The following is a 25,942-nucleotide window of genomic DNA, read 5'->3' on the forward strand; positions in this document are numbered from 1 at the left end:
CGCCGTGCGAAGATTTTACCCGAATTGCTCCGTATCGATCGTGCGCTGCATCGCCTCGCCGTAGCGCGGGCCGCTGACGGTGCGTTCGTTGATCAGTTCGTCGATGCGCGCAGCGGCGTTTGCCGGGATGGTCCAGTCTGCCCGCGCGAAATTCTCTTCCATATGCGCGATCGACGCGGTGCCCGGGATGGCGACGACATGCTCGCCGCGCGAGAGCACCCAGGCAAGCGACAGCTGGGCAGGGGTGACCTCGAGCTCCGCCGCGATGGCGTTGAACGCTTCGGCGAGCGCGCGGTTCTTAGGCCAGTTCTCCGCATTGAAGCGGGGCATGCCGCGCCGCAGGTCCTTTTCGGTCAGCGCGTCGGCATCCTGCACGCCATTGGCGAGTACCCCGCGCGCGACCGGCGAGAAGGCGACAAAGGTCGTGCCGAGTTCGGCGCATGCTTCGAGCACCGCGATTTCAGGCTCGCGCGTCCAGGGCGAATATTCGGTCTGCATGGCCGCGATCGGGTGCTCGGCCGCCGCGCGCCGCAGCGTTTCTGCCGACATTTCGGACAGCCCGATGCTGCCGATCTTTCCTTCCTTGATCAGGTCCGCCATCGCGCCCACCGATTCCTCGATCGGCACATCGCGGTCGCGGCGGTGCATGTAATAGAGATCGACATGGTCGGTCTGCAGCCGGGTGAGCGACTCATCGATGCAGCGGCGGATCGCTTCGGGGCGACAGTTGATTCCGCGCCTTTCGCCCTCGATCACGATGCCCATCTTGGTCGCCAGGAAGAATTGCTGCCGCCGCCCCTTCAGCGCCTCGCCGATCAGCGTCTCGTTATGCCCGAGGCCATAGATATTGGCGGTGTCGAGATGGTCATAGCCCAGGTCGAGCGCGCGGTGGAGCAATGCGGCCGCCGTCTCGCGCGGCGGCAGCGTGCCATAACCCCAGCTCAGCGACATGCAGCCCAGGCCGATCGGCTGGACGGGACGGTTGTTGATGGTGCGTGCGGTCACGGTTGCAATTTCCTGCTCTGGGCGCGGCTGGTGCCGCCTTCTTCGCCGCGCTCGCACAGATGGAACGCCCGGGTCAAGCCGCTGATTCGGCATGGCCTGCCATGCCTCGGCCCGAGCGGGCGGTCGCGGCTCGGCGCGGGGCGAGATAGCCAGGCGGGGCAGGGCCCGAGCGACGGCCGGCCGAATAAGCAGGTGCTTGATGGCTTCAATCAAGCCATTGATACGAAACGGTTTTAATTCGGTCGCGGGGCCGGGCGGCAATCGGCCTGAAGCCGTATCGACGCCCTGTTGGACATTCGTCAGCAGGGCTTTGGATCGACAAAAAGACACCAACAGTGCCAATATTTTATCCTCTTTTCCGCCCCTCACAAACCGGCTATATGCACGGTTCCCAAGGGTGCGGGGGAAAGGGGTCGGGCCAAATGCGGCGTGTCCTTCCTGCGCCAGTGCAAGAAATACATCTTGCCAGAGTCCCTAGGGTGTCGATACAACGCGGGCTCTTGTTTCCGCAACGAAGGGGAAAAGTACCATGAAGTCCATTCTCAAGCTGAGCCCGGTTTTCGCCGTCGCTGGCGTTCTGGCTCTCGCCGCTTGCTCGCCGGAAAAGGCTGAAGAAGCTCCCGCCGAAGAAGCCACCACCGAAGCTCCCGCTGAAGAAGCCATGGAAGCTCCGGCCGCTGAAGGCGCCGAAGCTGGCATGGAAGCCGGTGCTGAAGCTGGCGCCGAAGCCGGTGCCGAAGCTGGCGCCGCTGCTGGTGCAGAAGCCGCTCCGGCTGCTGACGCCGCTGCTCCGGCCGCTCCGGCTGAAGAAAAGAAGTAAGCTTCACGCTCACTTCGCTCGAAAGGGCAAAGCCATAAGGACGCCCGGCAGCCTTGCTGCCGGGCGTTTTTATTTGCCCGCGCCTGCGCCTTCGCCTTCGCCGCAATATGCGACTGTCATCATTTCTTCACTTCCGTTTACGCTCGATTAGGCTCTGCGCGCTAAAGCCTTGAGCGATTGCACCAAGCTGTCTGCTTGCAGACCGCACGGCGCAAAGAACAAGGGTTGCTGGAGGCCGTTATGGCAGCGTTGACAGGAAGGCAGGGCCCCCAGGGCAAGCCAGCGGCGGATCGCCGCTTCGCCATCCGCATCAATGTCAATATCGAGGCTGAACTGGTCGACCAGGGGCGTCGCCATTGCACGGTGATGCTCACCAACCTCTCGATCACCGGATGCCGGTTCGAAACCGACCACCCGTTACGGATGCACGCGCCGGTGACACTCACCATCGACGGTGTTGCCCCCATTCACGGCGAGATCGTCTGGGCCGAAGGCCATCTTTTCGGCTGCCACTTCGTCGAGGCGCTCAGCCCGACGATCTGCAACCGCATCATCCGCACGTTGCGTGAGCGCCAGGAACGTCGCTAGGTCGACAGCAGGCGGGAAAAATGCCGGTGCAGCTCATCGGCGTTACGGTCCCAGGTGAAATCGGCAACGGCGGCGCGCACGCGTTCGCGGTCGGGCGTCAGCGCCAGCAGCTCGCTGATCGCGGACGCCAGGGCCTGGGGTGTCGGCTGCACGATACGGCCAGCAACCGCATCGGTCAGCAGTTCGCCCGCGCCGCCTGCATCGCTGATCACGATCGGCGTGCCGCAGGCCAGCGCCTCGACCCAGGCATTGGCCAGACCCTCGGACTTAGATGGCAGGACCATCACGTCGGCTGCGGCCAGCCAGCGGGGAAGGTCTTCGTGCGGCAGCGCGCCTGCAAAGATCACGCGGGTCTCTACCCCCAGCCGCTGCGCCAGAGCGCGATAGCGGCCTTCCTGCTCGCCGGCGCCCGCCAGCACCAGCGTGGCCTCGGGCAATGCGGGCAGCGCCTCGATCACCAGATCCTGTCGCTTGCGCGCGATCAGCGCACCCACCGTGATCAGCATCGGACCTTCGATGCCGAGCTCTCTACGCAGGCCGTCATCGGGGCGGGGCGCAAAGCGCTGTTGGTCGCAGCCGGTATAATGCACGGTGATCTTCGCTTCGGCCATGCCGAGCGCGACCATGTCGCCCTTCATCGCTGCCGAGACCGCCAGCAGCCCGGCCGCGTCCTGCCCGGCGCGGAGCACCTGTTCGCGCGTCTTCGCGTCGTTGCCCCAATGGTGGATGTCCGCGCCGCGGGCCTTGACCGAATAGGGGATGGCCAGCCGCCGCGCGAGTTCGCGCGCTGCGGGTCCGTCGGGAAAGAAGAATTCTGCATCGATCAGATCGAAAGGGACGGCGCGATGCAATCGCTCGACCAGCGGCCAGATCGCACGGATCATCAGCTGCGGCTGAAGGGCGTTGCCGAGGCCGGGCAGGTGGAGGAATGCCGGGCGATAGACATCGAGCCCGCGCCAGCGTTCGCGAAACGGCAATTGTGCAATCGCGTGATAGCGCGGGTGGCGTGACAGCGGCCAGGGCGGAACCGCCTGGGGGCTGATCACGGTGATCTCGACATCCTCGCGGGACGCCAGGGTCGCCGTCTGGCGTTCGACGAAGATGCCGAAATTGGGGCGGGCTGCGTTGGGAAACAGCGTGGCAAGGGTGAGGATGCGCATCACCGCCCCAGCCTTACAGCGTGCGGATTAACGTTTCTGCCACTGCCAGCCAGGGTGGATCGTTGACCACCTGCTGGCGCGAGCCGGGGCCGGGGGGCAGGATCTGCATCCGCCCGCCTTCGCGCGCGATCAACCGGCCGAAGACGAAGCGTCCCGCCGGGCGCGGGACCAGCACGTCGCGGTTGAGCGCGCTGGCAAGGTCGGCCTGCTCGACCCTGCGCAGCCAGAGCATGTCGCCGCTGCGATAGTCGCCGATGCTGCCGCTGACGCGCAGCGCCATCAGATTGTCCGCCGCAATGGGGGGCAATGCGCGTTCGGTGCGGGTCGGTGCGCGCGCGCCGTCGGCAGACAGCAGCGCGACAAGCGGAAGATCGGATGCCGCCGAACTGCTGACCAGCGCGCTCGATTCGACCTCGAGCGCCGCCGCGATACGGTTCAGCCAGTCGAGCGAGAGCGTGCGCGTACCGGTCTCGAGCCGCCCGATGGTCTGCGCGGTGGTCGGCGGATCACAGCGCTGCGCCACCTCTTCGAGCGTCAGATTGCGGGCACGGCGTACATCGCGAATGCGGTTGATCATGGGAGCATGTCCTAACCAATATGGATAATTCTCTTTCCTACAATCCAACCATTGTGGCAAGTGCTTCTTCCATCACGAACCATCAGGGGAGCTGAACATGGCCCAAAAGCAGGCGATGCGTGGCGTGCGGGCAGAGGCTGGCAGGCTGCTTGCGGAAAAGGTGATCGAGGGCGAGACAGTCGGGCGCAGGGTCGATGGCGCGCGGCGGCCGGCGCGTTCGGTGACGGTGAACCTCGCCGAATCGCCGCTCGGCTGGCTGCTCGCGCGCGGGCTGATCGGCGAGCGGCAATTCGATGCGGGCGAGAAGCTGCGCAGCGACTGGGAGCGCGCAAACCTGTCGCCCTCGCTTACCATGCGCTGGGACGCGGCGCCGCGCTCCGGCGCGCGCCGGGGCAGCGACGATCATCTCGAGCCGACCGAGCGTCAGACGGCGGCACGCCAGCGCTTCGATGCGGCGATGGCGGCGCTGGGGCGCGACCTCAACGACATCGCCTGGCGGGTGATCTGCTCGGGCGAGACGATGCCAGTCGCGGAAAAGGCACTGGGCTGGCCGGTGCGCTCGGGTCGTCTGGTACTGCGGCTGGCGCTCGACGCGCGGCTCGGCGAGCTCGCGATGAAGCGGGGCACGATCCGCACGCCTGCGTTCATGCCGGTCGGCACCGCCGCGACGGTCAAGGGCATGAAGCCCGCCGAGGTGCGCGAACTCGGCGCGGACATCATCCTGGGCAATACCTATCACCTGATGCTGCGCCCCGGAGCCGAGCGCGTCGCGCGGCTGGGCGGGCTGCACAAGTTCATGGACTGGCCGCGCCCGATCCTCACCGACAGCGGCGGCTATCAGGTGATGAGCCTTTCGGCGCTGACCAAGGTGACCGAGGAGGGGGTTGCGTTCCGCAGCCATCTCGACGGTTCCAGGCACATGCTCAGCCCCGAACGCTCGATGGAAATCCAGCGGCTGCTAGGCTCCGACATCGTCATGGCGTTCGACGAGCTGGTACCCGCGACGGCGAGGCGCGATGTCCAGGCCGCGGCGATGGAGCGATCGATGCGCTGGGCGCGGCGCTCGCGCGAGGGCTTCGACAGCGGCGGCGCGCATGCCGAGCGTGCGGCGCTGTTCGGCATCCAGCAGGGCTCGCTGGACGAACAGTTGCGCCAGCAGTCCGCCGATGCGCTGCGCGATATCGGTTTCGATGGCTATGCCATCGGCGGGCTTGCGGTGGGCGAGGGGCAGGAGGCGATGTTCGGCGTGCTCGACTATGCGCCCGGCCAGCTGCCCGACGATCGCCCGCGCTATCTGATGGGCGTGGGCAAACCCGACGATCTGGTCGGCGCGGTCGAGCGCGGCGTCGACATGTTCGATTGCGTGCTGCCGACGCGATCGGGGCGCAACGGCCAGGCGTTCAGCTGGGACGGGCCGATCAACATCCGCAATGCGAGGCATGCCGAGGATCAGGGGCCGCTCGATGAAGCGTGCGGCTGCACCGCCTGCACCCGCTTCAGCCGGGCCTATCTGCACCATCTGGTGAAATCGGGCGAAATGCTCGGTGCGATGCTGATGACCGAGCACAATCTGCGCTTCTACCAGGACCTGATGGCTGCGATGCGCGCGGCGATCGGCGAGGGTCGCATGGCGCAGTTCGGCGAGGATTTCCGCGCGCGCTATTATGCAAAGGGCAGCTGAATCGTCATTCCCGCGAACGCGGCAATCCCGCTTCTGCACCAGAGCCGGATGAAAAGCGGGACCCCCACCTCCATGAGGGTGACGAGCTAGCCATTACTGGCTCAAGCCCGTGCAGGCACGAAAACCGGTACCGCAATCGCGATACATTCGAACGCGGCGTCGCGCTCCAGCGGCGCACGCAACTGGCGCGCGAGGCCGGTCATCACGCGGTCGATGCCATCGGCGAGCATCGCTTCGAGCGCCGGATTGGGACCCAGCGCAGGCGAGGCGACGCGCAGCACGATCTTCGCCGGATCGTCGCTCTTGCGCACGGCAGAGATGCGGATCGGCGCATCGGGGCGCGTCAAATGGATCAGCTCGAGTATCTCGGTGAGCAGAAACGCAATCGGCACGCCGACATCCTGGCTGACATGGACATTGTCGATATCGATCATGATGTCCGGGCCATCGCCGCCGTGCGGGTTGTCGGCATGTTCGAAGCTTCCCGCCAGCTCGCCCACCAGAGCGCGCAGGTTGATGCCCTCGTTGCGCTCGTTGCCGGCAAAATGGTTGCGATGGACCACCGCGAGCGCATCGACGCGGCGCTGGATCTTGCCATAAGCGAGCTTGGCCGGATCGGAATCGGCGGTACGCGCATGCAGGTTGATCAGGCTGGCGATGATCTGGAGGTTGTTCTTGACCCGGTGGTGCACCTCGCGCGTCAGCATCACCTGCTGCTTGAGGCCCTCGTCCAGCGCCTCGCGGTCGATCGAAACCTTGCGCGCCAGGGCGACAAATCCCTGGTCGAGCTCTTCGATCTCGCTCGCGTTGAACGCGGTCTTCTCCATCGGCGCCAGCTGCTCGCCGATTTCATACTGGCGCACCTTGCGCTGCAGCAGCGTCAGCGGGCGGATGAGCATGATGTTCACGACCAGCCATCCGATGATCGCGGCCGCAAGCAGCGTGATGAACGGAATGATCTGGGCGAGGAATTCGGGCGGGGACTGTTTCGGCCGCACATAGCGCAGGTCCAGATTGACGCCGGACACGGTGGACTGCGCCGTCATCAGCGCATTGAGACTGCGCTGCCAGTTGGGCGGGATCTCGGTCAGCGGCAGCACATCGGCGGTCGAGCGGAGCTCGAATTGCGAGAGCGGAACATCGTCGACCGGATCGGCCAGCGTGAACAGGCTGTCGGCCGAATAATAGGCGACCGCGCGCGCGACCGAAACGCGGCCGCGGGTGATGAAGATCGCGCCCTTGGCCGGGGGCGAGAGGGTCACGGCCGGTGCCGAGGGATTGGCACCCACGTCGCGCAGCGTCCGCGGCACTGCGCCGATCTGGCATGCCGGCGGGCCGGTATTGTCGGCGAAAAGCAATGCCGCAAAGCGCGTCTGCTGGCTGCCCAGTTGTTCGCGCAGGTTGAGGCAGATCTTGGCAGGGTCCTCGCCCAGGGCAATTTGCGAGGCGGCGGCGCTGAGGATCGCCAGATCATTGTCGATGGCCGTGTTCAGGCGCAGCGCGGCATCGTCGACATTCTTCTGGAGCAGTCGGTTGCGCTCCTCGTTGGCGGTATCGGCCAGGCTGCGATTGGCAATGACCGCGCCTAGCGCGAGCGGCAGCAGGGCGAATGCCAGGATGAGGAACAGGCGGGTGCCGATCGACAGGCGCGCCATCGGCGCCAGAAACGGGAGCTGTGCCCGGTCTGTCCTGCGCATTATTTCAACTGCTTGAGCAAATCCAGAAAGTCGTCTGGGATCTCCTCTTCCAGCGTGCGCTGGTACACGGACTTGAGGGCATCGCCGATCAGATGCGACTTGCCGTCGTCTCCGCCCTGCTGGTCGGCAGAGAGCGAACCACCGGGCTCGGGATTTTCGCTGACCAGATGCGGCTTGGTGCCGGTGCGGCCTTTCACAGGCTTGTCGCCGCCGGACTGATCGTCATTGTCACGATGCACGAGCATCCCATCCCGCCTGTTGAAATTCCGTCCCGAAATGGGCTTAGCAAGCCGTCCCAACCCTGCCAAGCCCGCAAAATCGTGCGGGATTGTGCATAAACGTCTCGGACAAGGAAACAAACTGCGGCGCGGATTGTTCCTTAGCCGAGGTTCGGTTTGTCTGCTTTCACATCCGGCATCCCTTTGCGCCCCCGGTTTTGACACGGGGGGCGGAAGGCCATAGACACGGCACCAGCCGAAAAAGGAGTTTCATTGCATGTCCCTGGGCCAGACGCTCGCTCCCCATCTACCCCTGTTGCGGCGATACAGCCGGGCGCTTGCCGGCGATCAGCACCATGGTGATGCCTATGTGAAGGCGACGCTGCAGGCGATCATCGCCGCGCCCGACCAGTTCCCCAGCGATGTCGATGCCCGGCTGGGCCTGTACCGCGTGTTCCAGGTGATCTGGGGTTCGACCCACGATGATCGCCAGGAAGCCGACAGCTTCGACGCCTATCCCGACGCCGATGACGACTCGCGCCGCCTGCTCGCCGAACAGCGGCTGCGCCGCATTCCGCCGCTGTCGCGCCAGGCGCTGCTGCTGACGGCGATGGAAGGCTTTTCCAATGCCGATACCGCCTATCTGATGGGCCTGGACGACCGCACCGTCTCCAGCCTGGTCGCCGAGGCGCTGAGCGAGATCGACAGCCAGATCAAGGCCAAGGTGCTGATCATCGAGGACGAGCCGATCATCGCGATGGATATCGAGACGATCGTGCGCGATCTGGGCCATGACGTGACCGGCATCGCGGTGACCCGCGACGAGGCGGTCGAGCAGGCCCGCCGCGACAAGCCCGGTCTGGTGCTCGCCGACATCCAGCTCGCCGACGACAGCTCGGGCATCGACGCGGTGGCCGACATCCTGCGCGAGATCGACGTGCCGGTCATCTTCATCACCGCCTTCCCCGAGCGCCTGCTCACCGGCGAGCGCCCGGAACCAGCCTTTCTGATCACCAAGCCGTTCCACCGCAACACAGTGCGCGCGGCGATCAGCCACGCCCTGTTCTTTTTCGATCCCGAAACCGTGTAATCAAGAATTTAAATCCATTTTGGATGTATTTTGATGCGGTGTTAAAAGGCGGGCCGATGGTCCGCCTTTTTCTTTGCGTGTCGTCGCATCGCTCTTGCCTGTTGTTGGCCGTCGCGGCATTCCTGTCCCACTGGAGTTAGGGGAGTGAATCTGCGATGCGTTTTTCTGTTCGGGTGGCAGGCATCCTTGCAGGCCTGATGGCGGCACCGATGTCGACGAATTTGTTGGCTCAGAGCGGAGAAACAGCGCAGCCGGTCGATATGGCGGAGCAGTTCGGTGCCCGGGAAATGGTGACCAATGCCAGTCTTTCGCCCGACGGTACCAAATTGGTCTATCTTTCGCCGACCCGCGGACAGGGGGTGGCCGTGATGGTGGCCGACCTGGTGCCGACTCCCCAGACACCGCGTGGCGTGTTCCGGGTCGATGGCGAGCCCGAGCGCATCGAATCGTGCCATTGGTCGGGCAATGATCGCCTCGTGTGCATGCTCATTGCATCGGTGATGGTCGAGGGCAGGCCACTTTATGCCTCGCGGCTGATCGCGGTGGATGCGGCGGGCGGCGAGGTCAAGGTGATCAATGTCCGCAAGGGCGGGACGGGCATGCGCCTGGGCGTGGCGCTGAGCGGCGGCAATGTCATCGACTGGAACCCGTCCGAAGATGGCAACATCCTGATGGTGCGTGAATATATCCCGCAGGAAGCGGTCAGTTCGTCCGGCTCTGGCACGCTGATCGCGCAGAAGAAATCCGGCACCGGGGTCGATCTGGTCGATACGCGCACCCTGCGCAGCAAGGTTGTCGAGCAACCCGATATCGAGGCGATGGAGTTTATCTCCGACGGTTATGGGAGGGTGCGGATCAAGGGAACGATGTCGTCGCGTGAGAATGCTGAACTGGGCTTGCGTCGTTATTATTATCGCAAGCCCGACAGCAAGGACTGGCTGCCGCTGAGCACGGTGGACAAGGACCGGCAGGGCTTCGATCCCTATGCGGTCGATCCCAAGCTCAACATTGTCTACGGCCTGAACCGTGTCGATGGACGACTGGCGGCATTCCGCCGGTCGCTCGATGGCAGCGATTCCGAAACCCTGGTGTTCGCGCATCCGCAGGTCGATGTCAGCGGCTTTGCCCGGATCGGCCGACGCGGTCGGGTGATCGGTGTGCGCTATACGACCGATGCTGGAGAGATTCACTATATCGATCCCGATGTGCAGAAGATGGTCGATCAACTGGCCAAGGCGATTCCGCATCTGCCGATCGTTGAAGTGGTCGAATCGAGCGAGGACGAGCGCAAGATGCTGATATGGGCGGGAAGCGACACGAACGCGGGTCGTTTCTTCCTGTTCGACCGGGATGCCAAGACGCTGGCCAATCTGCTCGCGATGCGGCCGGGGCTGGAGCAGGTGGCGCTCGGCAAGATGGAGTCGATCACCTACCCGGCCCGCGACGGAACCCAGATCCCCGCCTATCTGACGCTACCGCCCGGCAAGACCAGTGCTGCCGGGCTGCCCGTCGTCGTCATGCCGCATGGCGGTCCGCAGTCCCGCGACAGCTGGGGCTTCGACTGGCTGCCCCAGTTCTTTGCGCAGCGCGGCTATGCGGTGCTGCAGCCCAATTTCCGAGGGTCGGCGGGCTATGGCCAGAGCTGGCTCAAGCGCAATGCGTTTCAGGACTGGCAGATCGCGATCGCCGATATCAACGATGGCGCGCACTGGCTGGCCAAGCAGGGCGCGGACGCCAAACGCATGGCCATTTTTGGCTGGTCCTATGGCGGCTATGCGGCCCTGCAGTCCAACGTGCTGGAACCGGACCTCTTCAAGGCGGTCGTCGCGGTCGCGCCGGTGACCGATCTCGCCCTGCTGCGCAGCGACAGCTATGGCTGGGGCGACTATGCGTATGTCCGCGATTTTCTTGGCGAGGGTAAGCATATCAAGGAAGGCTCACCCGCGCAGAATGCCGCCGCGTTCAAGGCGCCGGTGCTGATGTTCCATGGCGATATCGACCGCAATGTCGATGTGGGGCATGCCAAGCTCATGGACGCGAAGCTGAAGGATGCCGGACGCAGCTCAGAGTTGCACATCTACAAGAATCGCGACCATTATCTCGAAGATGGCGCCATCCGCGCCGAACTGCTGCGCACCAGCGCCGCCTTCATGGAAAAAGCCTTCGCGGGCCAGTGAGCCGGGCGAACGGGGCGCAACAAAAAAGGCGGGCTTTGCGGCCCGCCTTTTTCGTATCTGTTTCGGCGATGGACCGGATCAGCGCGAATAGAATTCGACGACCAGATTGGGCTCCATCTTCACCGGATAGGGCACTTCGTCCAGCGTCGGGATGCGGGTGAAGGTGACCTTGTCGGTGCCGTCGGGGGCGACATAGTCGGGAATGTCGCGCTCGGCCAGGCCCTGGGCTTCGATGACCAGCGCCATTTCCTGCGCCTTCTTGCCCAGCGACACGACGTCACCCGGCTTCACCTTGCGCGAGGCGATGTTGCACTTCACGCCGTTGACGCGGATATGGCCATGGCTGACGATCTGGCGCGCAGCGAAGATGGTCGGCGCGAACTTGGCGCGATAGACGACCATGTCGAGGCGCTGTTCCAGCAGACCAATGAGGTTCTGGCTGGTGTCGCCCTTCATGCGGCTGGCTTCGGTATAGTTCTTCTTGAACTGCTTTTCGGTGATTTCGCCGTAATAGCCCTTGAGCTTCTGCTTGGCGCGGAGCTGCAGGCCGAAGTCGGACATCTTGCCCTTGCGGCGCTGGCCGTGCTGGCCGGGGCCGTATTCGCGCTTGTTGACGGGCGACTTGGGGCGACCCCAGATGTTCTCGCCCATGCGGCGGTCGAGCTTGTACTTTGCACTGTTGCGTTTGGACACGCGTCATTCTCCAATTTGCTGCCTGTTGCCAGGCGAGGCCGCTGCCCAATGCTGCGGCCAGATGTCCCGGGATCGCGCCATGGTGCCGAGTGTGCGCCATGCGGCCGCTGCTTCACCGGGGTGCAGGGCCAATTGCGAAGCGCGGCCTATGGCGAAGCGTCGCGCCAGAGTCAAGTCGTGCCGCGCGCTCGACAGGCGCGGCGGGCCTCGCTATCCCGAGCCCATGTCAGACACCGTCAAAGCGCCCGAAGATTGCACGACCATGGCCGAGGTGCGCGCGGGCGTCGATGCGCTCGACCGCGAGCTGATCGAACTGTTCGCTCGGCGCTTCGGCTATATGCGCGCCGCCGCGCGGATCAAGCCCGACCGCGCGATGGTCCGAGACGAGGCGCGCAAGGCGCAGGTGATCGCCCAGGCGAAGGAGGCCGCGTTCGAGCTCGGCGTGCCCGTCGGGCTGATCGGCGATTTCTGGGACCGACTGGTCGAGGCCTCGATCGCCTATGAAGGCGAGCATTGGGACTTGCTGCGCCGCTGAATCGGCGGGCGTGAGCGTTCAGCCCATCGCCTCGACCATTTCCGCGAGCTCGAGCCAGCGCATCTCCGCCGCGTCCTTTTCGTCGCGCGCTTTTTCGATCGCCTTGGTCAGCGCGGCGAATTTGGCGGGATCGCGCGTGTAGAGATCGGGGTCCGACAAAGCCGCCTCGTCGCGCGCGATCGCGGCTTCGATCGCCTCGATCCGCTCGGGCAACGTGTCGTAATCGCGCTGGTCCTTGTAGCTGAGCTTGGCGCGCTGCGGCCTAGGCGGGGGAGGGGGCGCGGCAGCGGCTGCTGCTGCTGCTGCGGCGGCTTTCGATGCGCCGGACTTCACCCAGTTGGCCATGCGCTGCTTGCGCTGCTTTTCCCAGTCGGCATAGCCGCCCGCGACGACATCGACCGTGCCCGACCCGTCGAGCCCCAGGGTAACCGTGACCGTGCGGTCGAGAAAGTCGCGGTCGTGGCTGACGATGAGCACGGTGCCGTCATAATCGGAGATGACCTCCTGCAGCAGGTCGAGCGTTTCCAGATCGAGATCGTTGGTCGGCTCGTCAAGCACCAGCAGGTTGGAGGCGCGGGCAAATTCGCGCGCCAGCAGCAGCCGCGATCGCTCGCCGCCCGACAATGTGCCGATCCGCGCCTCGACCAGCCCGGGGTCGAACAGGAATTCCTTGAGATAGCCCTGGATATGCTTGCGCACCCCGCGCACGTCGATCCAGTCGCCACCCTCGGCCAGCACGTCGCGCACGCGCTTGTCGGGCTGCATCAGCTTGCGTTGCTGGTCGATGATGACGCCGTCGAGCGTCTTGGCGAGGGTGATCGTGCCGCTGTCGGGCTCCAGCTCGCCGGTGAGCAGGCGGATCAGCGTGGTCTTGCCCGCGCCGTTGGAACCCACGATGCCGATGCGGTCACCGCGCTGCACGCGCAACGAGAAGTCCTTGATGATCGTGCGCTTGCCCTCGCCTTCGCCGAAGCTCTTGAACACACGGTCGGCGACGATGACCGACTTGGTCTTGCTGTTGTCGCTCACCGCCTCCAGCTTGGCGGTGCCCTGCGGCCCCAGCATCGAGGCGCGCTGCGCGCGCATCTCCCACAGCTTGGCGAGCCGGCCCTGGTTGCGCTTGCGTCGCGCCGTGACCCCGCGTTCGAGCCAGTGCGCCTCGATCTTCAGCTTGGCATCGAGCTTGTCGGCGGCGCGCGCCTCTTCGGCATAGACCTGCTCCATCCAGGCCTCGTAGCCGCCGAACCCGATCTCCTGACGGCGCAGATTGCCGCGGTCGAGCCACAGGGTCTGGCGGGTCAACCGCTCGAGAAAGGTGCGATCATGGCTGATGACGACGAACGCGCCGTTGAACCGCCCCAGCCAGCTTTCGAGCCAGTCGATCGCGGCCAGGTCGAGATGGTTGGTCGGCTCGTCGAGCAGCAGCACATCGGGCTCGCTGGCGAGCGCGCGGCAGATTGCGGCGCGGCGGCGCTCGCCGCCGCTGGCGGTGCTGGCATCGCGCGACAGGTCGATGCCGATCTGGTCGGCGATCGCGGCGACCTCGTGCGCGGGCGGGGCGTCGTCTCCGGCGAGCGCCCAGTCGTTCAGCGTCGCAAAGCCCTTGAAGTCCGGGTCCTGCGCCAGCATCACCACGCGGATGCCGGGCTGCACGGTGCGGCGTCCGCGATCGGCCTCGATCTCGCCCGCGATCAGCCGCAGCATCGTCGTCTTGCCCGCGCCGTTGCGCCCGATCAGCGCCAGCCGGTCGCGCGGGCCGATATGCAGGTTGATATCGCGGAACAGCCAGCCGGTGCCCTGGACGAGGCCAAGGTCTTCATAGGATAAGACGGGGGGAGTGGACATGTGCGCCACTTAGGCGGGGCAGGCGCAGGGCGCAATCCCCGCCCCGGGCATCTTATCCGGCTTGACCCATGGGCCGCGCCGGGCGCAAGACGCTGGGCAAAACAGCCAGAAAGGGTCGCGCATGCGCACGGTTTTCATCAACGGCCAGTTCGTCGCGGAGGACGCGGCGCATGTCTCGATCTTCGATCGCGGCCTGCTGTTCGCCGATGCAGTATACGAGGTCTTCTCGGTGCTCGACGGGCGGATCATCGATTATGCCGCGCACATGATGCGGCTCGAACGCTCGCTGGCGGAGATGACGATCGATCATGATTGCAGCGCGACCGACTGGCCCGGAATTCTCGCGACGCTGATCGAGCGCAATGCGCTGACCGAGGGCACCATCTACCTCCAGATCAGCCGGGGCGCGGCGGATCGCGATTTCCTGTTTCCGAAGGCGGGGACGCCGGCGACCGTGTTCGCCTTCACGCAAGCGCGCGCGCTGGTCTTCAACCCGATGGCCGAGCGCGGCATGCGCATCATCACGCGGCCCGACCGGCGCTGGGGACGGCGCGACATCAAGACGGTGCAGCTGCTCTATGCCAGCATGATGAAGATGGAGGCCAAGGCGGCGGGCGTCGACGATTGCTGGCTGGTCGAGGGCGACGTCATCACCGAAGGCACCTCGCAGAACGCGTGCATCATCACCCCGAACGGCCATCTCGTGACGCGCGACCTGGGGCATCACATCCTGCCCGGCGTCACCCGACTGAGCCTGATCGACATCGCGCGGGCAAGCGGCATCACGGTCGAGGAGAGGCCGTTCACGATCGCCGAGGCGCAGGGTGCGGCGGAAGCCTTCGTCACCTCCGCCTCGCTGTTCGTGATGCCGGTGGTCGAGATCGACGGGCTCAGCGTCGGCGATGGCCGTCCGGGCTTTGAGACCATGGCGCTGCGCAAGGCCTATATCGAGCACGCCCGCGCGCAGGGTTGAGCACTTTCATTCCTGTCGGGCGGCTGATCCGGTCGTTCAGCCGCGCGCAACGCTGAACCGTGCACAGGCGTAGACGGATGGCCGTTCTCTCGAACAGGCCCTTCCGTCATTCCCGCGAAGGCGGGAATCCCGCTTCCTCTCCACCATTGGAGGGATAACCGGGATCCCCGCCTTCGTGGAGGTGACGAGAAGGGGATGAAACAGGAGCGGCCAAACCGTTTTTGATTTGTGGAGAAATACCCCATGACCACCCCGCTCGTCCGCGCGCTTCCCCTTGCAATCCTGGCCGCTGCGGCGACCCCCGCGATGGCGGCTGTCGAGATCACCCCGAGCGCCGGTGCGCCAGTCGTCGAACTCAGCGTCACCGAAACGGTGCTCGGCGCGCCCGATACCGCGACCTTCAGCACGGGCGTGACCAGCAAGGCCCCGACCGCGTCCGCCGCGCTGCGCCAGAATTCGGCGGACATGGACAAGGTGATCAAGCAGATCGTCGCCCTGGGTATCAAGCGCGAGGACATCCAGACCTCGGGCATCAACCTGAACATGGATTATGACTATGGCACCGATGGCCGCGCGCCGCGCTTCATCGGCTATCAGGTGACCAATACGGTGACGGTCAAGGTGCGCCAGGTCGACCGGCTGGGCGCGATCCTGGATTCGGTGGTGTCGCAGGGTGCGAACAACATTTCCGGCCCGTTCTTCAGCATCGACGATGACAGCGCCGCGCAGGCCGAGGCGCGCGACAAGGCGATGAAGCGCGCGCAGATGCAGGCGATGGATTATGCCAGGCGCGTGGGCTTCACCGGGGTGCAGGTGCTCGCGGTTTCGGAAGCGACCTATAATGCCTCGCCGCTCGGCGGCGCGATGAAGATGATGGCCCCGCGCGGGGTCGTCGCCGAAGCCGCCCCTCCGATCGAAGGCGGTCAGGTGGGCACGTCGGTCACCGTCAACGTCACCTATCAGATGTCGCGCTGAGCCGCACCCGTCAGCCAAACCAATCTCGTCACCCCCGCGCACGCGGGGGTCCCGCTTCGTCGCTGACCTTGGCTGAGGAGCGGGATTCCCGCGTTCGCGGGAATGACGGGGGAGGGCGGCGATCGGTCGCGAAGCACTGGCCAAAGGCTGCACAAGGCGTTAGCGGGGTATTCAGCGGTTATTCAATGAAACCGGGCTAGATACGCATCATGAACCTCGTTTTCTCCACCCTGTCTGCGCTCGTCCTGGCCTCGGCCGTGCTGGTCTCCGGCGCGCCCCAGGCCGATGCGCTCGACGGCAAGCGTCGTGGCGAGCAGAGCGAGGCGCGCGAGCAGTTCATGGCGGGACAGGTCAAGTCGCTGCGCGAGATCGAGGGCCGCATCCTCCCCCGGATGCGGGGCATGCAGTATTTGGGTCCGGAATATGACGCCGATACTCAGGTCTATCGGCTGAAATTCCTCGACAATGGCAGGGTCATCTTTGTCGATGTCGATGCGCGTACCGGGGCTATCCTGCGCCAGGCCGGCTGAGCCTGTCCGGGCGCGGCTTCTTACCTTGTAACACCTGTTCATTTCCCCGATATGGGGAGCTTTCCATAAGGGCGGCGTCCGCCGCCCGGTATTGCACCCGAATTCCAGGAGTTGCCCATGCGCATTCTGATCGTCGAGGATGAACCGACCCTTGGCAAGCAGCTCAAGTCCACGCTCGAGGCGACCGGCTATGCTGTCGACCTGTCCACCGATGGCGAGGACGGCCATTTCATGGGATCGACCGAGGATTATGACGCGGTGATCCTCGACCTCGGCCTGCCCGAGATCGACGGCCTGACCGTGCTCGGCATGTGGCGCAAGGAAGGCCGCACCTTCCCGGTGCTGGTGCTGACCGCGCGCGACAGCTGGTCGGACAAGGTGGCGGGCCTCGATGCGGGCGCGGACGACTATCTCGCCAAGCCTTTCCAGACCGAAGAGCTGATCGCCCGGCTGCGCGCGCTGATCCGCCGCGCCTCGGGCAATGCCTCGAGCGAACTGACCGCGGGCGATGTCCGGCTCGATACGCGCTCGGGCAAGGTGTCATTGAACGGCGAGCCGGTGAAGCTGACCGCCCAGGAATACAAGCTGCTGTCGTACCTGCTCCACCACAAGGGCAAGGTCATCAGCCGTACCGAGCTGATCGAGCATATCTACGACCAGGATTTCGACCGCGATTCCAACACCATCGAGGTGTTCGTCACGCGCATCCGCAAGAAGCTGGGCCCCGATGTGATCACCACCATCCGCGGCCTGGGCTACAGCCTTGAAGACCCTGCCGAGCGTGTCGGCAGCTGACACCCTGCAGCCGGGCGCGGAAGCCCAGAGCCCCCCGCCTGCGCCGCTGCCCAATACCGGGTCCTTGAGCCGCCGCATGATCGGCATCGCGGCGGCATGGATCTTCGTGCTGCTGCTGAGCGGCGGCCTCGCGCTTGACCGCATCCTCACCAACACCATCACCACAAGCTTCGACGATCAGCTCGAATATGTGCTGACCGCGATGATCTCCTCGGCCGAGATCGGGCCCGATGGCGAGGTGTTCTTCAACCGCCCCCTCGGCGACCAGCGCTTTCTGGAGCCCAATAGCGGGCTCTACTGGCAGATCAGCGGCCAGGGCCATGCCGATTTTACTTCGCGTTCCTTGTGGGACCGCGCGCTCAAGATCGAGACCGCGCACAGCGATGCGCAGCCGCATATCTATGACAGCGACCAGTTTCCCGATCACGAGCTGCGCATCATCGAGCAGTCGATTTATCTGCCCGGTTCCAAGGTGCGCTGGCGCTTCATGGTGGCGCAGTCGCGTGCGGAGATGGACCTGCAGCTGCGCCAGCTGCGCGAGACCCTGGGCTACAGCTTCGCGTTGCTCGCGCTCGGTCTCATCATCATGGCGGGCTTGCAGACGCTCTACGGCCTCTGGCCGCTGCGCAAGGTGAGGGAGGCGATCCAGGCGATGCGCACGGGCCGCATGGACCGGGTGCGCGACCCGATGCCGATCGAGGTGATGCCGATGGTCGAGGAGCTCAATGCGCTGCTCGAGCATAACGAGAAACAGGCCGAAGAGGCGCGGCGGCATGCGGGCAATCTGGCGCATGCGCTCAAGACCCCGCTCACCGTGGTGATGAACAGCGCCACCGCGCGCGCCGATGACCTTGCCGATACCGTGATCCGCGAGGCGGCGGTAATGCGGCGGCAGGTCGACCATCATCTCGCCCGCGCGCGCGCCGTCGGACGGCGCGGGCAGGCGCTGGCGCGCGCGAATGTGTGGGAAAGCGCGCAGGCGGTCGAGCGCGCGGTGGTGCGGCTCTACCCGCATGTCCGTTGCGACCTCGACGGCAGCAAGAGCGCCGAGGTCGCGATCGAGCGCCAGGATCTCGAGGAAATGCTCGGTAACCTGGTTGAAAACGCCGGCAAATATGGCGGCGGCAGCGTCTTCGTCACCATCGATCCGAAGGGTGCGGCGGACCCGAAGCTGGTCGATATCTGGATCGAGGACGACGGCACCGGCATTCCCGAGAAGGAACGCGAGCGCATCTTCGATCGCGGTGCGCGGCTCGATACCGGCAAGCCGGGCACGGGGCTCGGGCTCGCGATCGTGCGCGATGTCGCGGAGATCTACGGCGGCAAGGTGGAGCTCGACGAGAGCGAGGATCTGGGCGGGCTGCTGGTGCGGCTTCGGCTGCCCCGCGCGCTCTAGCTATAGGTCGCGCTTGCAAAATATAGCCCATCGGGTGGTGCGTTGAAGCCGAGCGCGGCGCGGTCGCGCGCGTCGAGCGCGGCCTTGAGATCCTCGCCGGACCATTTGCCGCGCCCGACCAGCACCAGACAGCCGACCATCGATCGCACCTGATGGTGCAGGAAGGATCGAGCGGCGGCGTGGATGTCGATCTCGTCGCCGTCGCGGATCACGTCAAGCCGGTCGAGCGTCTTGACCGGGCTCGCCGCCTGGCAGTGGACCGAGCGGAAGGTGGTGAAATCGTGGTGCCCGACCAGATGCTGCGCGGCGGCGTGCATCGCGGGCACGTCAAGCGGCGCGGACACCTGCCACGCCTTGCCGCGCTCGAGCGTCAACGGCGCGCGGCGGTTGGTGATGCGGTAGATATAGGACCGGCCCGTGCAGGAGAAGCGTGCGTGCCAGTCATCGGGCACGATCTCGCAGGCCAGCACCGCGATCGGCTCAGGCCTCAGTTTCGCGTTTAGCGCCTCCATCAGCCGGAACGGATCGATGCGCTTTTCGATATCGACATGCGCGCGCATCGCGAGGGCATGGACGCCGGCATCGGTGCGCCCCGCGGCGTGGAGGATCGACGCCTCGCCGGTGATCGCCTGCACCGCCTCCTCGACATGCTGCTGCACGCTGGGGCCATGCGCCTGGCGCTGCAACCCCATGAACGGGCCGCCGTCAAACTCCAGCGTCAGGGCAAAGCGCGTCATGCGATGACCGTGCCCGGTTCAACGGCAAAGCCGCGCAGGAAGTCTTCGATCGGCATGGCGGGGCGACCGGCGCGCTGGATGATCGTCGGACGGATCGCGCCGTCGGCGCAGGCGATGGTGAGATGGTCGTCGAGGATTGTGCCGGGCGGTACCCCTCCCGGTTCCCCGCGGGGGCGGGGACCCATCTCCTGCCCGCCGTGCTGGACGCTACCGTCGGGAGATGGGCCCCTGCCTGCGCAGGGGATCGGCGAAATGACTTCGGCGCTGTGCACCCTCAATCGCTCGCCATTGAGCTCGAAAAATGCGCCGGGCATCGGGTTGAAGGCGCGCACCTGGCGTTCGACCTGCTCGGCGCTTTGCGAGAAATCGAGCCGCGCCTCGGCCTTGTCGATCTTCGCGGCATAGGTCACGCCCTCGTCCGGCTGCACTACCGGCGGATAGGCGGCAAGATCGCTCAGCACCTGCACCATCAGCCGCGCGCCCAGCTCGGCAATCTCCTGGGTGAGTTCGCCCGCCGTCTTGCCTGCCACTGGCGTCTCGCCCTTGAGCAGCATCGGCCCGGTATCGAGCCCGGCTTCCATCTGCATGATCGTCACGCCCGTGGTTTCATCCCCGGCGAGGATCGCGCGCTGCACTGGCGCGGCGCCGCGCCAGCGCGGCAGCAGCGATCCGTGGACGTTGAGGCAGCCATGGCGCGGCGCATCGAGCACGGCGCGCGGCAGGATCAGGCCATAGGCGGCAACGACGCACGCATCGAGGTTCAGCGCGGCGAACGCGGCTTTCTGCTCATCGCCCTTGAGCGAGACCGGCGTGCGCACCTCCAGCCCCAGTTCCTCGGCCAGCTGGTGCACGGGGGAGGGGGTGAGTTTCTTGCCGCGATGCGCCGGGCGCGGCGGCTGGCTGTAGACCGCCGCGATGTCGTGCCCGGCCTCCACCAGCGCGCGCAGCGTCGGCACGGCAAAATCGGGGGTTCCCATGAAGGAGAGGCGCATGACGGACTTTTCTTTTGCTTGGGGCGATGCGGCTCCGTAAAGCTCAGGCCATGGCATCGCAAGAGATTGAGGACCTGGCCGCCGCGCTCGCCCGTCTGCCGGGGCTGGGGCCGCGCTCGGCGCGCCGCGCGGTCCTGTACCTGCTCAAGAAGCGGGAGAGCGCCTTCACCCCGCTGGTCGAGGCGATGGAGCGGGTGCGCGCGAACCTTTCCACCTGCGACATCTGCGGCAATGTCGACACTCAGAACCCCTGCGGCATCTGCACCGATCCGCGCCGCGATCCGCGCAGCCTGTGCGTGGTCGAGGAGGTGTCGGACCTCTGGGCGCTCGATCGCTCCCGGCTGTTCGTCGGGCGCTATCATGTGCTGGGCGGACGATTGTCCGCGCTCGACGGCATCGGGCCGGAAGATCTGGGCGTCGCCTCGCTGATCGCGCGCGTGGCCGAGGGCGGCATCGACGAGGTGGTGCTGGCCATGAACGCGACGCTCGAGGGGCAGACGACGGCGCATTATCTCGCCGAGCGGCTCGAAGGCTATCCCGTGCGCCTCACCCAGCTCGCGCAGGGCCTGCCGATGGGCGGCGAGCTCGATTATCTCGACGAGGGGACGCTGGCCCAGGCGCTCAGGGCGAGGAAGCCGGTGGTCTAGGGGGGGCTGCCACCGTGGCCTGATGGACCCAAGTCCCGCTTGTCCCGAGCGAAGTCGAGGGACGTAATCTCGATCGGTTGAGTAAGGTCCCTCGACACGCTCGGGACAAACGGAGGGGCTAAAGCCTTACTCCGCCGGAACCAGCGCGGGCTCTGCCTTGGCCATCACCGCGTCCTGATAGTCGCTCTCGGCAAGCTGGATCAGGTGGCGGTCGTCATGCTTCCACGGGTGGAAGCCGGGCAGGAAATAGGTCATCCACGGCAGGATGATCTTGCGCGCCATGCCGGGGTTGCCGAACGCGTACCAGAACAGCTGCGCCCAGACCTTCGGCCCGGTCAGCCCATCCTGCCGCAGCAGTTCGAGCATGCCGACCGCGCGATGGTGCAGGAAGTTCTTGGTGACGATCAGCATCACCAGCGACTTGACCTTCCAGCGCCGCCAGCGGCTCCAGTCCTTGGTCGCGTGCATCCAGGTGTCGAACGCGACGCCCTTGTGCTCGATCTCTTCCATCGCATGCCAGCGCCACAGATCGCGCGAATCGGCATCGGCGGTCTCGAGATGCTTCGGATTGGCGAGCAGCTGCTGCGCCAGGATCGCGGTGAAATGCTCGAGCGCCATGGTCGAGGCGAGATTGGCGATCTTCGGGCGGCCCTTGGTCAGCGCCAACGCCTTGTCGACATCTTCCTCGAGCCGCTTCACGTCGTAACCGGCATCGACGACGCGGCGGTTGAACGCGACATGCTCGCGCGTGTGGTTGATCTCCTGCTTCACGAACGCGCGAATCTCGTTCGCGAGCCGCTCGGACGTGCCCTCGCGGAATTCCTTGACGCTCTCGATAAAGAACGCCTCGCCCTTGGGGAAGGTGACCGAAAGCGCATTGTAGAAAGCGGTGCCGATCGGATCGCCACCCATCCACCAGCGGCGCATCTTGCTTTCGCGTCCGAAGCGGCGGTCGCGGACGATCAGCTCCAGATCGGCAGGCGTGTGCTTGCGATCAATGGAATCGGCATTCGCAAGGGATTGCGGCGAAAAGGATTGCGGAGCGTTCATGGCGGGGTCCATAATGCAGGGGTGTTGCTTACATTGATGACAATAAGGTTACTTACATAGATGTCAATAGCGAAAAGACGGCTGAGCCCCGAGCAGAGCCGCACCGCCGCGCTCGCCGCCGCACGCGAGCTGCTGATCGAGACCGGACCGCAGGCGGTGACGCTGAAGGCGGTGAGCGGGCGGATCGGGCGGACGCATGCCAATCTCCTGCATCATTTCGGATCGGCCTCGGGTCTGCAAAAGGCGCTGGCCGAATATCTCGCGCAATCGATCTGCCAGATGATCGGCGCGGCGGTCATCCGGCTGCGCAATGGCGATGGCAGCCCGCGCGATATCGTCGACATGGCGTTCGACGCGTTCGATCGCGAAGGGGCAGGGGCGCTCGCCTGCTGGATGCTGCTGTCTGGCAATGAGGATGCGCTCGATCCTATCGTCGAGGCGATCCACCAGCTGGTCGACGAGCTCGCCGAGCACGCGCCCGAGGGGCGCACGCTGCACGAGGACACGCTGTCGCTGTGCACCATGGCGCTGGGCGACGCGCTGATGGGGGCGCAACTGGCGGGCGCGCTGGGGCTCGATCGCGACACGGGCCGCGCGATCGCGGAAAAGCAGCTGACCGCGTCGCTGCTGAGCTGGCAGCAGGGGCAGCCGGTCTGAACCGCGCCGCCGGCGCCGATCAGCCGACGCGCTTGGCGCGCGCGCCGAACCGGCCGTGCTTGCGGAAGCGCACCAGATAATCGCCGATCACCGCTGCCATCGGCGTCGGGGTGATGCCGAACGCCTCGAGGCCTTCCGCACCCTGGGCCACGACATTGTCGCTCTGCAGCATCGCCCATTGGTCGCGCGTGATCGGCGCGCCGGGCAGCCAGCCGGTAAGGCCCGCCATCAGCCCGGACAGCGAATCGGGCATGTCGACAAAGCTCGGGTCCTCGCCGATTTCCTTGGCGATGCGCTTGTTCAGCTCGGCCATGCTGATCGTCTCGGGACCGCCGAGCTCGAAGGTCCGGCCGCCGAAGCGCGCGGGGTCGATCAGGCTGAGCTTCACTGCTTCGGCGACGTCATCGACATAGACCGGCTGGAAGCGGGCCTTGCCGCCGATGATCGGAACGATCGGCAGGCCCGAGATGAGCCCGGCAAAGCGGTTGATGAACTGGTCCTCGCGCCCGAACACGATCGACGGGCGCAGGATCGTCGCGCTCGGGAAGGCGGCGCGCGCGGCGGCCTCGCCCTCGGCCTTGCTGCGGCCATAGGCGCTTTTCGATGCCGCATCGGCACCGATGGCCGAGACATGCACCAGCGCCTGAGCGCCTGCGGCCGCCGCCGCGCGCGCGACATTGGCCGCGCCTTCGTGGTGGAACGCGTCGAAGTCGCCCTTGAGGATCCCGACCAGGTTGATGACCGCGTCGGCACCATGGACGGCGCGCGCGACGGTGTCGGGCTTGCGGATGTCGGCCGCGACGAGCTGCATCTGACCCAGATTGACCAGCGGCCGCACATCCTGCGCGATCCGGATGTTGCGCTGGGCGATGCGCACGCGCGCGCCGGTGGCCGCCAGATGCTGGGTGATGTGCCGACCCAGAAAACCGCCGCCGCCGAAAATCGTGATCAGTTTGTCGCGCATGTGTCCGTCCCGTGATTCTCTTCGGCCCGGCGCCGCACAGCCCCGAAGGGGCGCGCGGGGCCGACGGCCGATGCGTCTCCACGTCCGCCTTTGCATCAGCCAAACGCGCCGCGCAACGCCCCAGTTGCGCTTTTGCGGGGCGATGGCGGCGAGGACGCAAAAATCTTTGGCGAATGTGGCAAGAGGCAGTTGACGCCTTCCAGCACTCCGGCTAGAGGCGCGCTCCTACCCCGTGCCCAGATGGCGGAATTGGTAGACGCACCAGCTTCAGGTGCTGGCGCTCGCAAGGGCGTGGAGGTTCGAGTCCTCTTCTGGGCACCATTTGTACTAAGGTCTTGAAGGCCTTAGATATAATTGAAAAACAATGGCTTTTTACAAGCGTCTAGTACAAAGGTACGAGGACGAAAGCCTATGTGTTCCTATCTCCATAAAGCGCCCAATGGGGTCTACTATTTCCGCATGGGCATACCTGCGGACCTGCGCCCGTTCATGGGTGGCAGGCGGGAAATCAAGCGGTCGCTGGGTCTAAAGGATCGGGAAGCGGCCAAAGCTCTGATTCCCGATATGACCAAAGCTGGTTATGCTCTGCTCAGCCAAGCGAAGCGGGATCAGGCGGCTTCTAAACCTGCCCCGGTCCCTGCCACAAAATCCGCAATGCAGATCGAGCGGGAACGGACGCGGTGGGAGCATGACCAGCTACAGGCTGACCTTGTGGCGGATGACCTGTTTGCCAACGATATGGAAATTGAGCGGCTGGAGCCGGTCATGGATGCGCTGGCAGCAGGGGGCCAGGTCGATGCTCCACCGGCTGATATTGCCAAGGCGGTCAAGCTGATCGTCGCTAACGAGCGGGAAAATGCAGGGGCGCTGATCGCGTCTATGCAAGCTCGCTATGGCAACGATGCCCGGCCAACGGAAACCAAAAATCAGGCCGTCGAATGCGGCCCGGGCAAAGGCATCTATCTCGATACAGATATTGTCGATGGCTGGGCTGCTGAGCGTAAGCCGTCTCCCCGTGGCAAAGATGCCTATTGGCGTGATGCCAAGCTGTTCAACACGATGATTGGTCGTAAGTCCGTCGAGCTAATCACCAAGGCCGATGTGATGGCTTACAAGCGGCTACTGATCGCCGACCCGAAGCGTTCGCAGATCAATGTTAGGGACCGTCTCGCCTATCTGCGGACCTTGCTCGAATGGGCGGCGCAAGAGGATATTATCCCCGTCAATGTTGCCCGCGACGTAAAGATGGCTATCAATGAGCGGCGAGAACGGCGCAAGGATTTTAGCACCGATGACCTTAACGCGCTGTTTGCTGGGCCTGTCCATGCCAAGGGCGAACGGCCCAAGGGCGGCTTTGGGGAAGCGGTGTACTGGCTTCCGCTGATAGCCCTGTTTATGGGTGCGCGGCGGGAGGAAATCGGTCAGCTTCGCGTCCAAGATGTTAGGCGAGAGGCCTACATAGACGATGCTGACAAACGACAGATGGCGTGGTGTATCGACATTACAGATACCCCGGACGATGACGCTTTGCCCAATCAGATCAAAAATGAAGCGAGCAATCGGCTAGTGCCGCTACATCCCAAACTGATTGAACTTGGCTTTATCGACTACGTTAAGGGCCTACCGGATCAGTCGGGGAGGGTGTTCCCCGGTTTGAAGCCGGTTGGGATTGGCAACAAGCTAACCGACAAGGTAGGGCAGTGGTTCAGCCGTTATAAGCAGCAGTGCGGGATAGGGGATAAGGCCAAGGTCTTTCACTCATTCCGCCATACTTGGAAAACCCATGCCGTTGATGCCGGTATCCCTGAGCGGGTGTGCCGACAATTCCAAGGGCATGAAGGGAAGGATGCTGCAGACAAGTATGGAGTTGCACCATCTTTGCGTGTTCTTGTTTCAGCTATTGAGTCGTTTCGAATCCCGGGGTTAAATATTAATGATCTGTTGTCAATAGATAAAATAAAATGAACATGTTATTTGTCATTAACGGAGATGCGTCAGTGCCTTATGACCGTTGGACGATTGTCGATACAAAGTGGCTCGTTGGGCTTGTCCTGATTATGATGTAGGCAAAAAGTGTATCTGAGTTTCAGGCTGGTATTATTTTCGCAATTATCATTGCGATGTGGGTAAATAATAGAAA

The 25,942-nt window shown here is 64.8% G+C and carries 25 protein-coding genes, 1 tRNA gene and 1 pseudogene; 16 read left to right on the plus strand and 11 right to left on the minus strand.

Features of this window, described 5'->3' with window-relative positions; genetic code table 11:
• Positions 1-15: 15 nt before the first annotated feature.
• Positions 16-1,005: an aldo/keto reductase gene (locus DM995_RS16875; protein WP_116970170.1), complete on the minus strand. Its 990-nt coding sequence runs from the start codon at positions 1,003-1,005 to the stop codon at positions 16-18.
• Positions 1,006-1,534: 529 nt separating this feature from the next.
• Between DM995_RS16875 and DM995_RS16880 the strand changes: the two genes are divergently transcribed.
• Together DM995_RS16880 and DM995_RS16885 are read left to right on the plus strand one after the other, a co-directional pair.
• Positions 1,535-1,825, plus strand: coding sequence for a hypothetical protein (locus DM995_RS16880; protein WP_023837953.1), 291 nt, complete (start codon positions 1,535-1,537; stop codon positions 1,823-1,825).
• Positions 1,826-2,020: 195 nt separating this feature from the next.
• Positions 2,021-2,413, plus strand: coding sequence for a PilZ domain-containing protein (locus DM995_RS16885; protein ID WP_198669406.1), 393 nt, complete (start codon positions 2,021-2,023; stop codon positions 2,411-2,413).
• Here DM995_RS16885 and DM995_RS16890 read toward each other — a convergent pair.
• Positions 2,410-3,573, minus strand: coding sequence for a glycosyltransferase (locus DM995_RS16890; RefSeq protein ID WP_116970171.1), 1,164 nt, complete (start codon positions 3,571-3,573; stop codon positions 2,410-2,412). The genes DM995_RS16885 and DM995_RS16890 overlap by 4 nt on opposite strands.
• A gap of 13 nt (positions 3,574-3,586) precedes the next feature.
• Entirely contained in the window at positions 3,587-4,150 is a 564-nt protein-coding gene (locus DM995_RS16895; protein ID WP_116970172.1) for a helix-turn-helix domain-containing protein, read from the minus strand.
• Between the two features lie 115 nt (positions 4,151-4,265).
• On the opposite strand from DM995_RS16895, the pseudogene DM995_RS22930 reads away from it, so the two are divergent.
• Positions 4,266-4,730 (plus strand): annotated as a pseudogene (locus DM995_RS22930) (DUF6456 domain-containing protein); the annotation flags it as partial.
• On the plus strand, positions 4,704-5,831 hold the full coding sequence (gene tgt, locus DM995_RS16900) for a tRNA guanosine(34) transglycosylase Tgt (protein WP_116970528.1): 1,128 nt from the start codon (positions 4,704-4,706) through the stop codon (positions 5,829-5,831). The pseudogene DM995_RS22930 and the gene tgt, both read left to right, overlap by 27 nt.
• Before the next feature lie 101 nt (positions 5,832-5,932).
• Here the strand turns inward: tgt and DM995_RS16905 are convergent, their stop codons facing one another.
• A complete protein-coding gene (locus DM995_RS16905) occupies positions 5,933-7,528 on the minus strand; it encodes a sensor histidine kinase (RefSeq protein ID WP_031317611.1) in 1,596 nt (531 codons plus the stop codon).
• Positions 7,528-7,773: a NepR family anti-sigma factor gene (locus tag DM995_RS16910; protein WP_031317612.1), complete on the minus strand. Its 246-nt coding sequence runs from the start codon at positions 7,771-7,773 to the stop codon at positions 7,528-7,530. The genes DM995_RS16905 and DM995_RS16910 overlap by 1 nt, the downstream gene beginning before the upstream one ends.
• A gap of 250 nt (positions 7,774-8,023) precedes the next feature.
• Between DM995_RS16910 and DM995_RS16915 the strand changes: the two genes are divergently transcribed.
• Entirely contained in the window at positions 8,024-8,836 is an 813-nt protein-coding gene (locus DM995_RS16915; protein ID WP_116970173.1) for a response regulator, read from the plus strand.
• A gap of 260 nt (positions 8,837-9,096) precedes the next feature.
• Positions 9,097-11,013: an alpha/beta hydrolase family protein gene (locus tag DM995_RS16920; RefSeq protein WP_232824459.1), complete on the plus strand. Its 1,917-nt coding sequence runs from the start codon at positions 9,097-9,099 to the stop codon at positions 11,011-11,013.
• A 78-nt stretch (positions 11,014-11,091) separates the two neighbouring features.
• Here the strand turns inward: DM995_RS16920 and rpsD are convergent, their stop codons facing one another.
• The gene (rpsD, locus tag DM995_RS16925; RefSeq protein WP_023836510.1) at positions 11,092-11,706 is read right to left on the minus strand and encodes a 30S ribosomal protein S4; all 615 of its coding nucleotides are present in this window, start codon (positions 11,704-11,706) and stop codon (positions 11,092-11,094) included.
• 223 nt (positions 11,707-11,929) lie between these two features.
• Between rpsD and DM995_RS16930 the strand changes: the two genes are divergently transcribed.
• Entirely contained in the window at positions 11,930-12,241 is a 312-nt protein-coding gene (locus tag DM995_RS16930; protein ID WP_116970529.1) for a chorismate mutase, read from the plus strand.
• 18 nt (positions 12,242-12,259) lie between these two features.
• On the opposite strand, the gene DM995_RS16935 is transcribed toward DM995_RS16930, so the two are convergent.
• Positions 12,260-14,086 (minus strand): ABC-F family ATP-binding cassette domain-containing protein, encoded by a 1,827-nt coding sequence (locus DM995_RS16935; RefSeq protein WP_116970175.1) that lies wholly within the window; start codon positions 14,084-14,086, stop codon positions 12,260-12,262.
• Positions 14,087-14,207: 121 nt separating this feature from the next.
• Between DM995_RS16935 and DM995_RS16940 the strand changes: the two genes are divergently transcribed.
• From DM995_RS16940 to DM995_RS16960, 5 genes are all read left to right on the plus strand, one after another.
• Entirely contained in the window at positions 14,208-15,059 is an 852-nt protein-coding gene (locus DM995_RS16940) for a D-amino-acid transaminase (protein ID WP_116970176.1), read from the plus strand.
• 243 nt (positions 15,060-15,302) lie between these two features.
• Positions 15,303-16,034, plus strand: a complete 732-nt coding sequence (locus DM995_RS16945; RefSeq protein ID WP_116970177.1) for an SIMPL domain-containing protein — start codon at positions 15,303-15,305, stop codon at positions 16,032-16,034.
• 209 nt (positions 16,035-16,243) lie between these two features.
• Entirely contained in the window at positions 16,244-16,564 is a 321-nt protein-coding gene (locus DM995_RS16950) for a PepSY domain-containing protein (protein ID WP_116970178.1), read from the plus strand.
• A gap of 117 nt (positions 16,565-16,681) precedes the next feature.
• A complete protein-coding gene (locus DM995_RS16955; protein ID WP_023836516.1) occupies positions 16,682-17,359 on the plus strand; it encodes a response regulator transcription factor in 678 nt (225 codons plus the stop codon).
• Positions 17,360-17,435: 76 nt separating this feature from the next.
• The gene (locus tag DM995_RS16960; protein WP_116970179.1) at positions 17,436-18,755 is read left to right on the plus strand and encodes a sensor histidine kinase; all 1,320 of its coding nucleotides are present in this window, start codon (positions 17,436-17,438) and stop codon (positions 18,753-18,755) included.
• Here DM995_RS16960 and truA read toward each other — a convergent pair.
• Together truA and fmt are read right to left on the minus strand one after the other, a co-directional pair.
• Complete coding sequence (gene truA, locus DM995_RS16965) at positions 18,752-19,492, minus strand: tRNA pseudouridine(38-40) synthase TruA (protein WP_116970180.1); 741 nt, start codon at positions 19,490-19,492, stop codon at positions 18,752-18,754. The two genes, DM995_RS16960 and truA, sit on opposite strands and share 4 nt — an antisense overlap.
• Positions 19,489-20,484 (minus strand): methionyl-tRNA formyltransferase, encoded by a 996-nt coding sequence (gene fmt, locus DM995_RS16970; RefSeq protein ID WP_116970181.1) that lies wholly within the window; start codon positions 20,482-20,484, stop codon positions 19,489-19,491. The genes truA and fmt overlap by 4 nt, the downstream gene beginning before the upstream one ends.
• 50 nt (positions 20,485-20,534) lie before the next feature.
• Here fmt and recR point away from each other — a divergent pair, with 50 nt between their 5' ends.
• Positions 20,535-21,131, plus strand: coding sequence for a recombination mediator RecR (recR, locus tag DM995_RS16975; RefSeq protein ID WP_023836520.1), 597 nt, complete (start codon positions 20,535-20,537; stop codon positions 21,129-21,131).
• Positions 21,132-21,257: 126 nt separating this feature from the next.
• On the opposite strand, the gene DM995_RS16980 is transcribed toward recR, so the two are convergent.
• Entirely contained in the window at positions 21,258-22,181 is a 924-nt protein-coding gene (locus tag DM995_RS16980; RefSeq protein ID WP_116970530.1) for a metal-dependent hydrolase, read from the minus strand.
• Between the two features lie 60 nt (positions 22,182-22,241).
• On the opposite strand from DM995_RS16980, the gene DM995_RS16985 reads away from it, so the two are divergent.
• On the plus strand, positions 22,242-22,838 hold the full coding sequence (locus DM995_RS16985) for a TetR/AcrR family transcriptional regulator (protein ID WP_023836522.1): 597 nt from the start codon (positions 22,242-22,244) through the stop codon (positions 22,836-22,838).
• A gap of 19 nt (positions 22,839-22,857) precedes the next feature.
• Here DM995_RS16985 and DM995_RS16990 read toward each other — a convergent pair whose 3' ends face one another.
• Positions 22,858-23,802 carry a complex I NDUFA9 subunit family protein gene (locus DM995_RS16990; RefSeq protein WP_116970182.1) on the minus strand — a complete coding sequence of 315 codons (945 nt, stop codon included), beginning with the start codon at positions 23,800-23,802 and terminating at the stop codon, positions 22,858-22,860.
• A gap of 234 nt (positions 23,803-24,036) precedes the next feature.
• Here DM995_RS16990 and DM995_RS16995 point away from each other — a divergent pair.
• Both DM995_RS16995 and DM995_RS17000 read left to right on the plus strand, forming a co-directional pair.
• Positions 24,037-24,123: transfer RNA gene (locus DM995_RS16995), tRNA-Leu, on the plus strand.
• Between the two features lie 90 nt (positions 24,124-24,213).
• Positions 24,214-25,767, plus strand: coding sequence for a site-specific integrase (locus DM995_RS17000; RefSeq protein ID WP_116970183.1), 1,554 nt, complete (start codon positions 24,214-24,216; stop codon positions 25,765-25,767).
• The last annotated feature ends 175 nt before the right edge of the window (positions 25,768-25,942 follow it).

Origin of the sequence: Blastomonas sp. UPD001 (assembly GCF_003426715.1) — a bacterium.
Lineage (GTDB): Bacteria > Pseudomonadota > Alphaproteobacteria > Sphingomonadales > Sphingomonadaceae > Blastomonas.

What these genes read in the sequence shown, in the direction of transcription:
- DM995_RS16985 (WP_023836522.1), top strand. Translation starts at nt 22,242, where the DNA reads ATGTCAATAGCGAAAAGACGGCTGAGCCCCGAGCAGAGCCGCACCGCC.
- DM995_RS16910 (WP_031317612.1), bottom strand. Translation starts at nt 7,773, where the DNA reads ATGCTCGTGCATCGTGACAATGACGATCAGTCCGGCGGCGACAAGCCT.
- DM995_RS16955 (WP_023836516.1), top strand. Translation starts at nt 16,682, where the DNA reads ATGCGCATTCTGATCGTCGAGGATGAACCGACCCTTGGCAAGCAGCTC.
- DM995_RS16950 (WP_116970178.1), top strand. Translation starts at nt 16,244, where the DNA reads ATGAACCTCGTTTTCTCCACCCTGTCTGCGCTCGTCCTGGCCTCGGCC.
- DM995_RS17000 (WP_116970183.1), top strand. Translation starts at nt 24,214, where the DNA reads ATGTGTTCCTATCTCCATAAAGCGCCCAATGGGGTCTACTATTTCCGC.
- DM995_RS16980 (WP_116970530.1), bottom strand. Translation starts at nt 22,181, where the DNA reads ATGAACGCTCCGCAATCCTTTTCGCCGCAATCCCTTGCGAATGCCGAT.
- DM995_RS16945 (WP_116970177.1), top strand. Translation starts at nt 15,303, where the DNA reads ATGACCACCCCGCTCGTCCGCGCGCTTCCCCTTGCAATCCTGGCCGCT.
- DM995_RS16905 (WP_031317611.1), bottom strand. Translation starts at nt 7,528, where the DNA reads ATGCGCAGGACAGACCGGGCACAGCTCCCGTTTCTGGCGCCGATGGCG.
- DM995_RS16935 (WP_116970175.1), bottom strand. Translation starts at nt 14,086, where the DNA reads ATGTCCACTCCCCCCGTCTTATCCTATGAAGACCTTGGCCTCGTCCAG.
- fmt (WP_116970181.1), bottom strand. Translation starts at nt 20,484, where the DNA reads ATGCGCCTCTCCTTCATGGGAACCCCCGATTTTGCCGTGCCGACGCTG.
- DM995_RS16930 (WP_116970529.1), top strand. Translation starts at nt 11,930, where the DNA reads ATGTCAGACACCGTCAAAGCGCCCGAAGATTGCACGACCATGGCCGAG.
- DM995_RS16960 (WP_116970179.1), top strand. Translation starts at nt 17,436, where the DNA reads ATGATCGGCATCGCGGCGGCATGGATCTTCGTGCTGCTGCTGAGCGGC.
- DM995_RS16890 (WP_116970171.1), bottom strand. Translation starts at nt 3,573, where the DNA reads ATGCGCATCCTCACCCTTGCCACGCTGTTTCCCAACGCAGCCCGCCCC.
- DM995_RS16920 (WP_232824459.1), top strand. Translation starts at nt 9,097, where the DNA reads ATGGCGGAGCAGTTCGGTGCCCGGGAAATGGTGACCAATGCCAGTCTT.
- DM995_RS16895 (WP_116970172.1), bottom strand. Translation starts at nt 4,150, where the DNA reads ATGATCAACCGCATTCGCGATGTACGCCGTGCCCGCAATCTGACGCTC.
- DM995_RS16880 (WP_023837953.1), top strand. Translation starts at nt 1,535, where the DNA reads ATGAAGTCCATTCTCAAGCTGAGCCCGGTTTTCGCCGTCGCTGGCGTT.
- DM995_RS16940 (WP_116970176.1), top strand. Translation starts at nt 14,208, where the DNA reads ATGCGCACGGTTTTCATCAACGGCCAGTTCGTCGCGGAGGACGCGGCG.
- truA (WP_116970180.1), bottom strand. Translation starts at nt 19,492, where the DNA reads ATGACGCGCTTTGCCCTGACGCTGGAGTTTGACGGCGGCCCGTTCATG.
- recR (WP_023836520.1), top strand. Translation starts at nt 20,535, where the DNA reads ATGGCATCGCAAGAGATTGAGGACCTGGCCGCCGCGCTCGCCCGTCTG.
- DM995_RS16990 (WP_116970182.1), bottom strand. Translation starts at nt 23,802, where the DNA reads ATGCGCGACAAACTGATCACGATTTTCGGCGGCGGCGGTTTTCTGGGT.
- DM995_RS16915 (WP_116970173.1), top strand. Translation starts at nt 8,024, where the DNA reads ATGTCCCTGGGCCAGACGCTCGCTCCCCATCTACCCCTGTTGCGGCGA.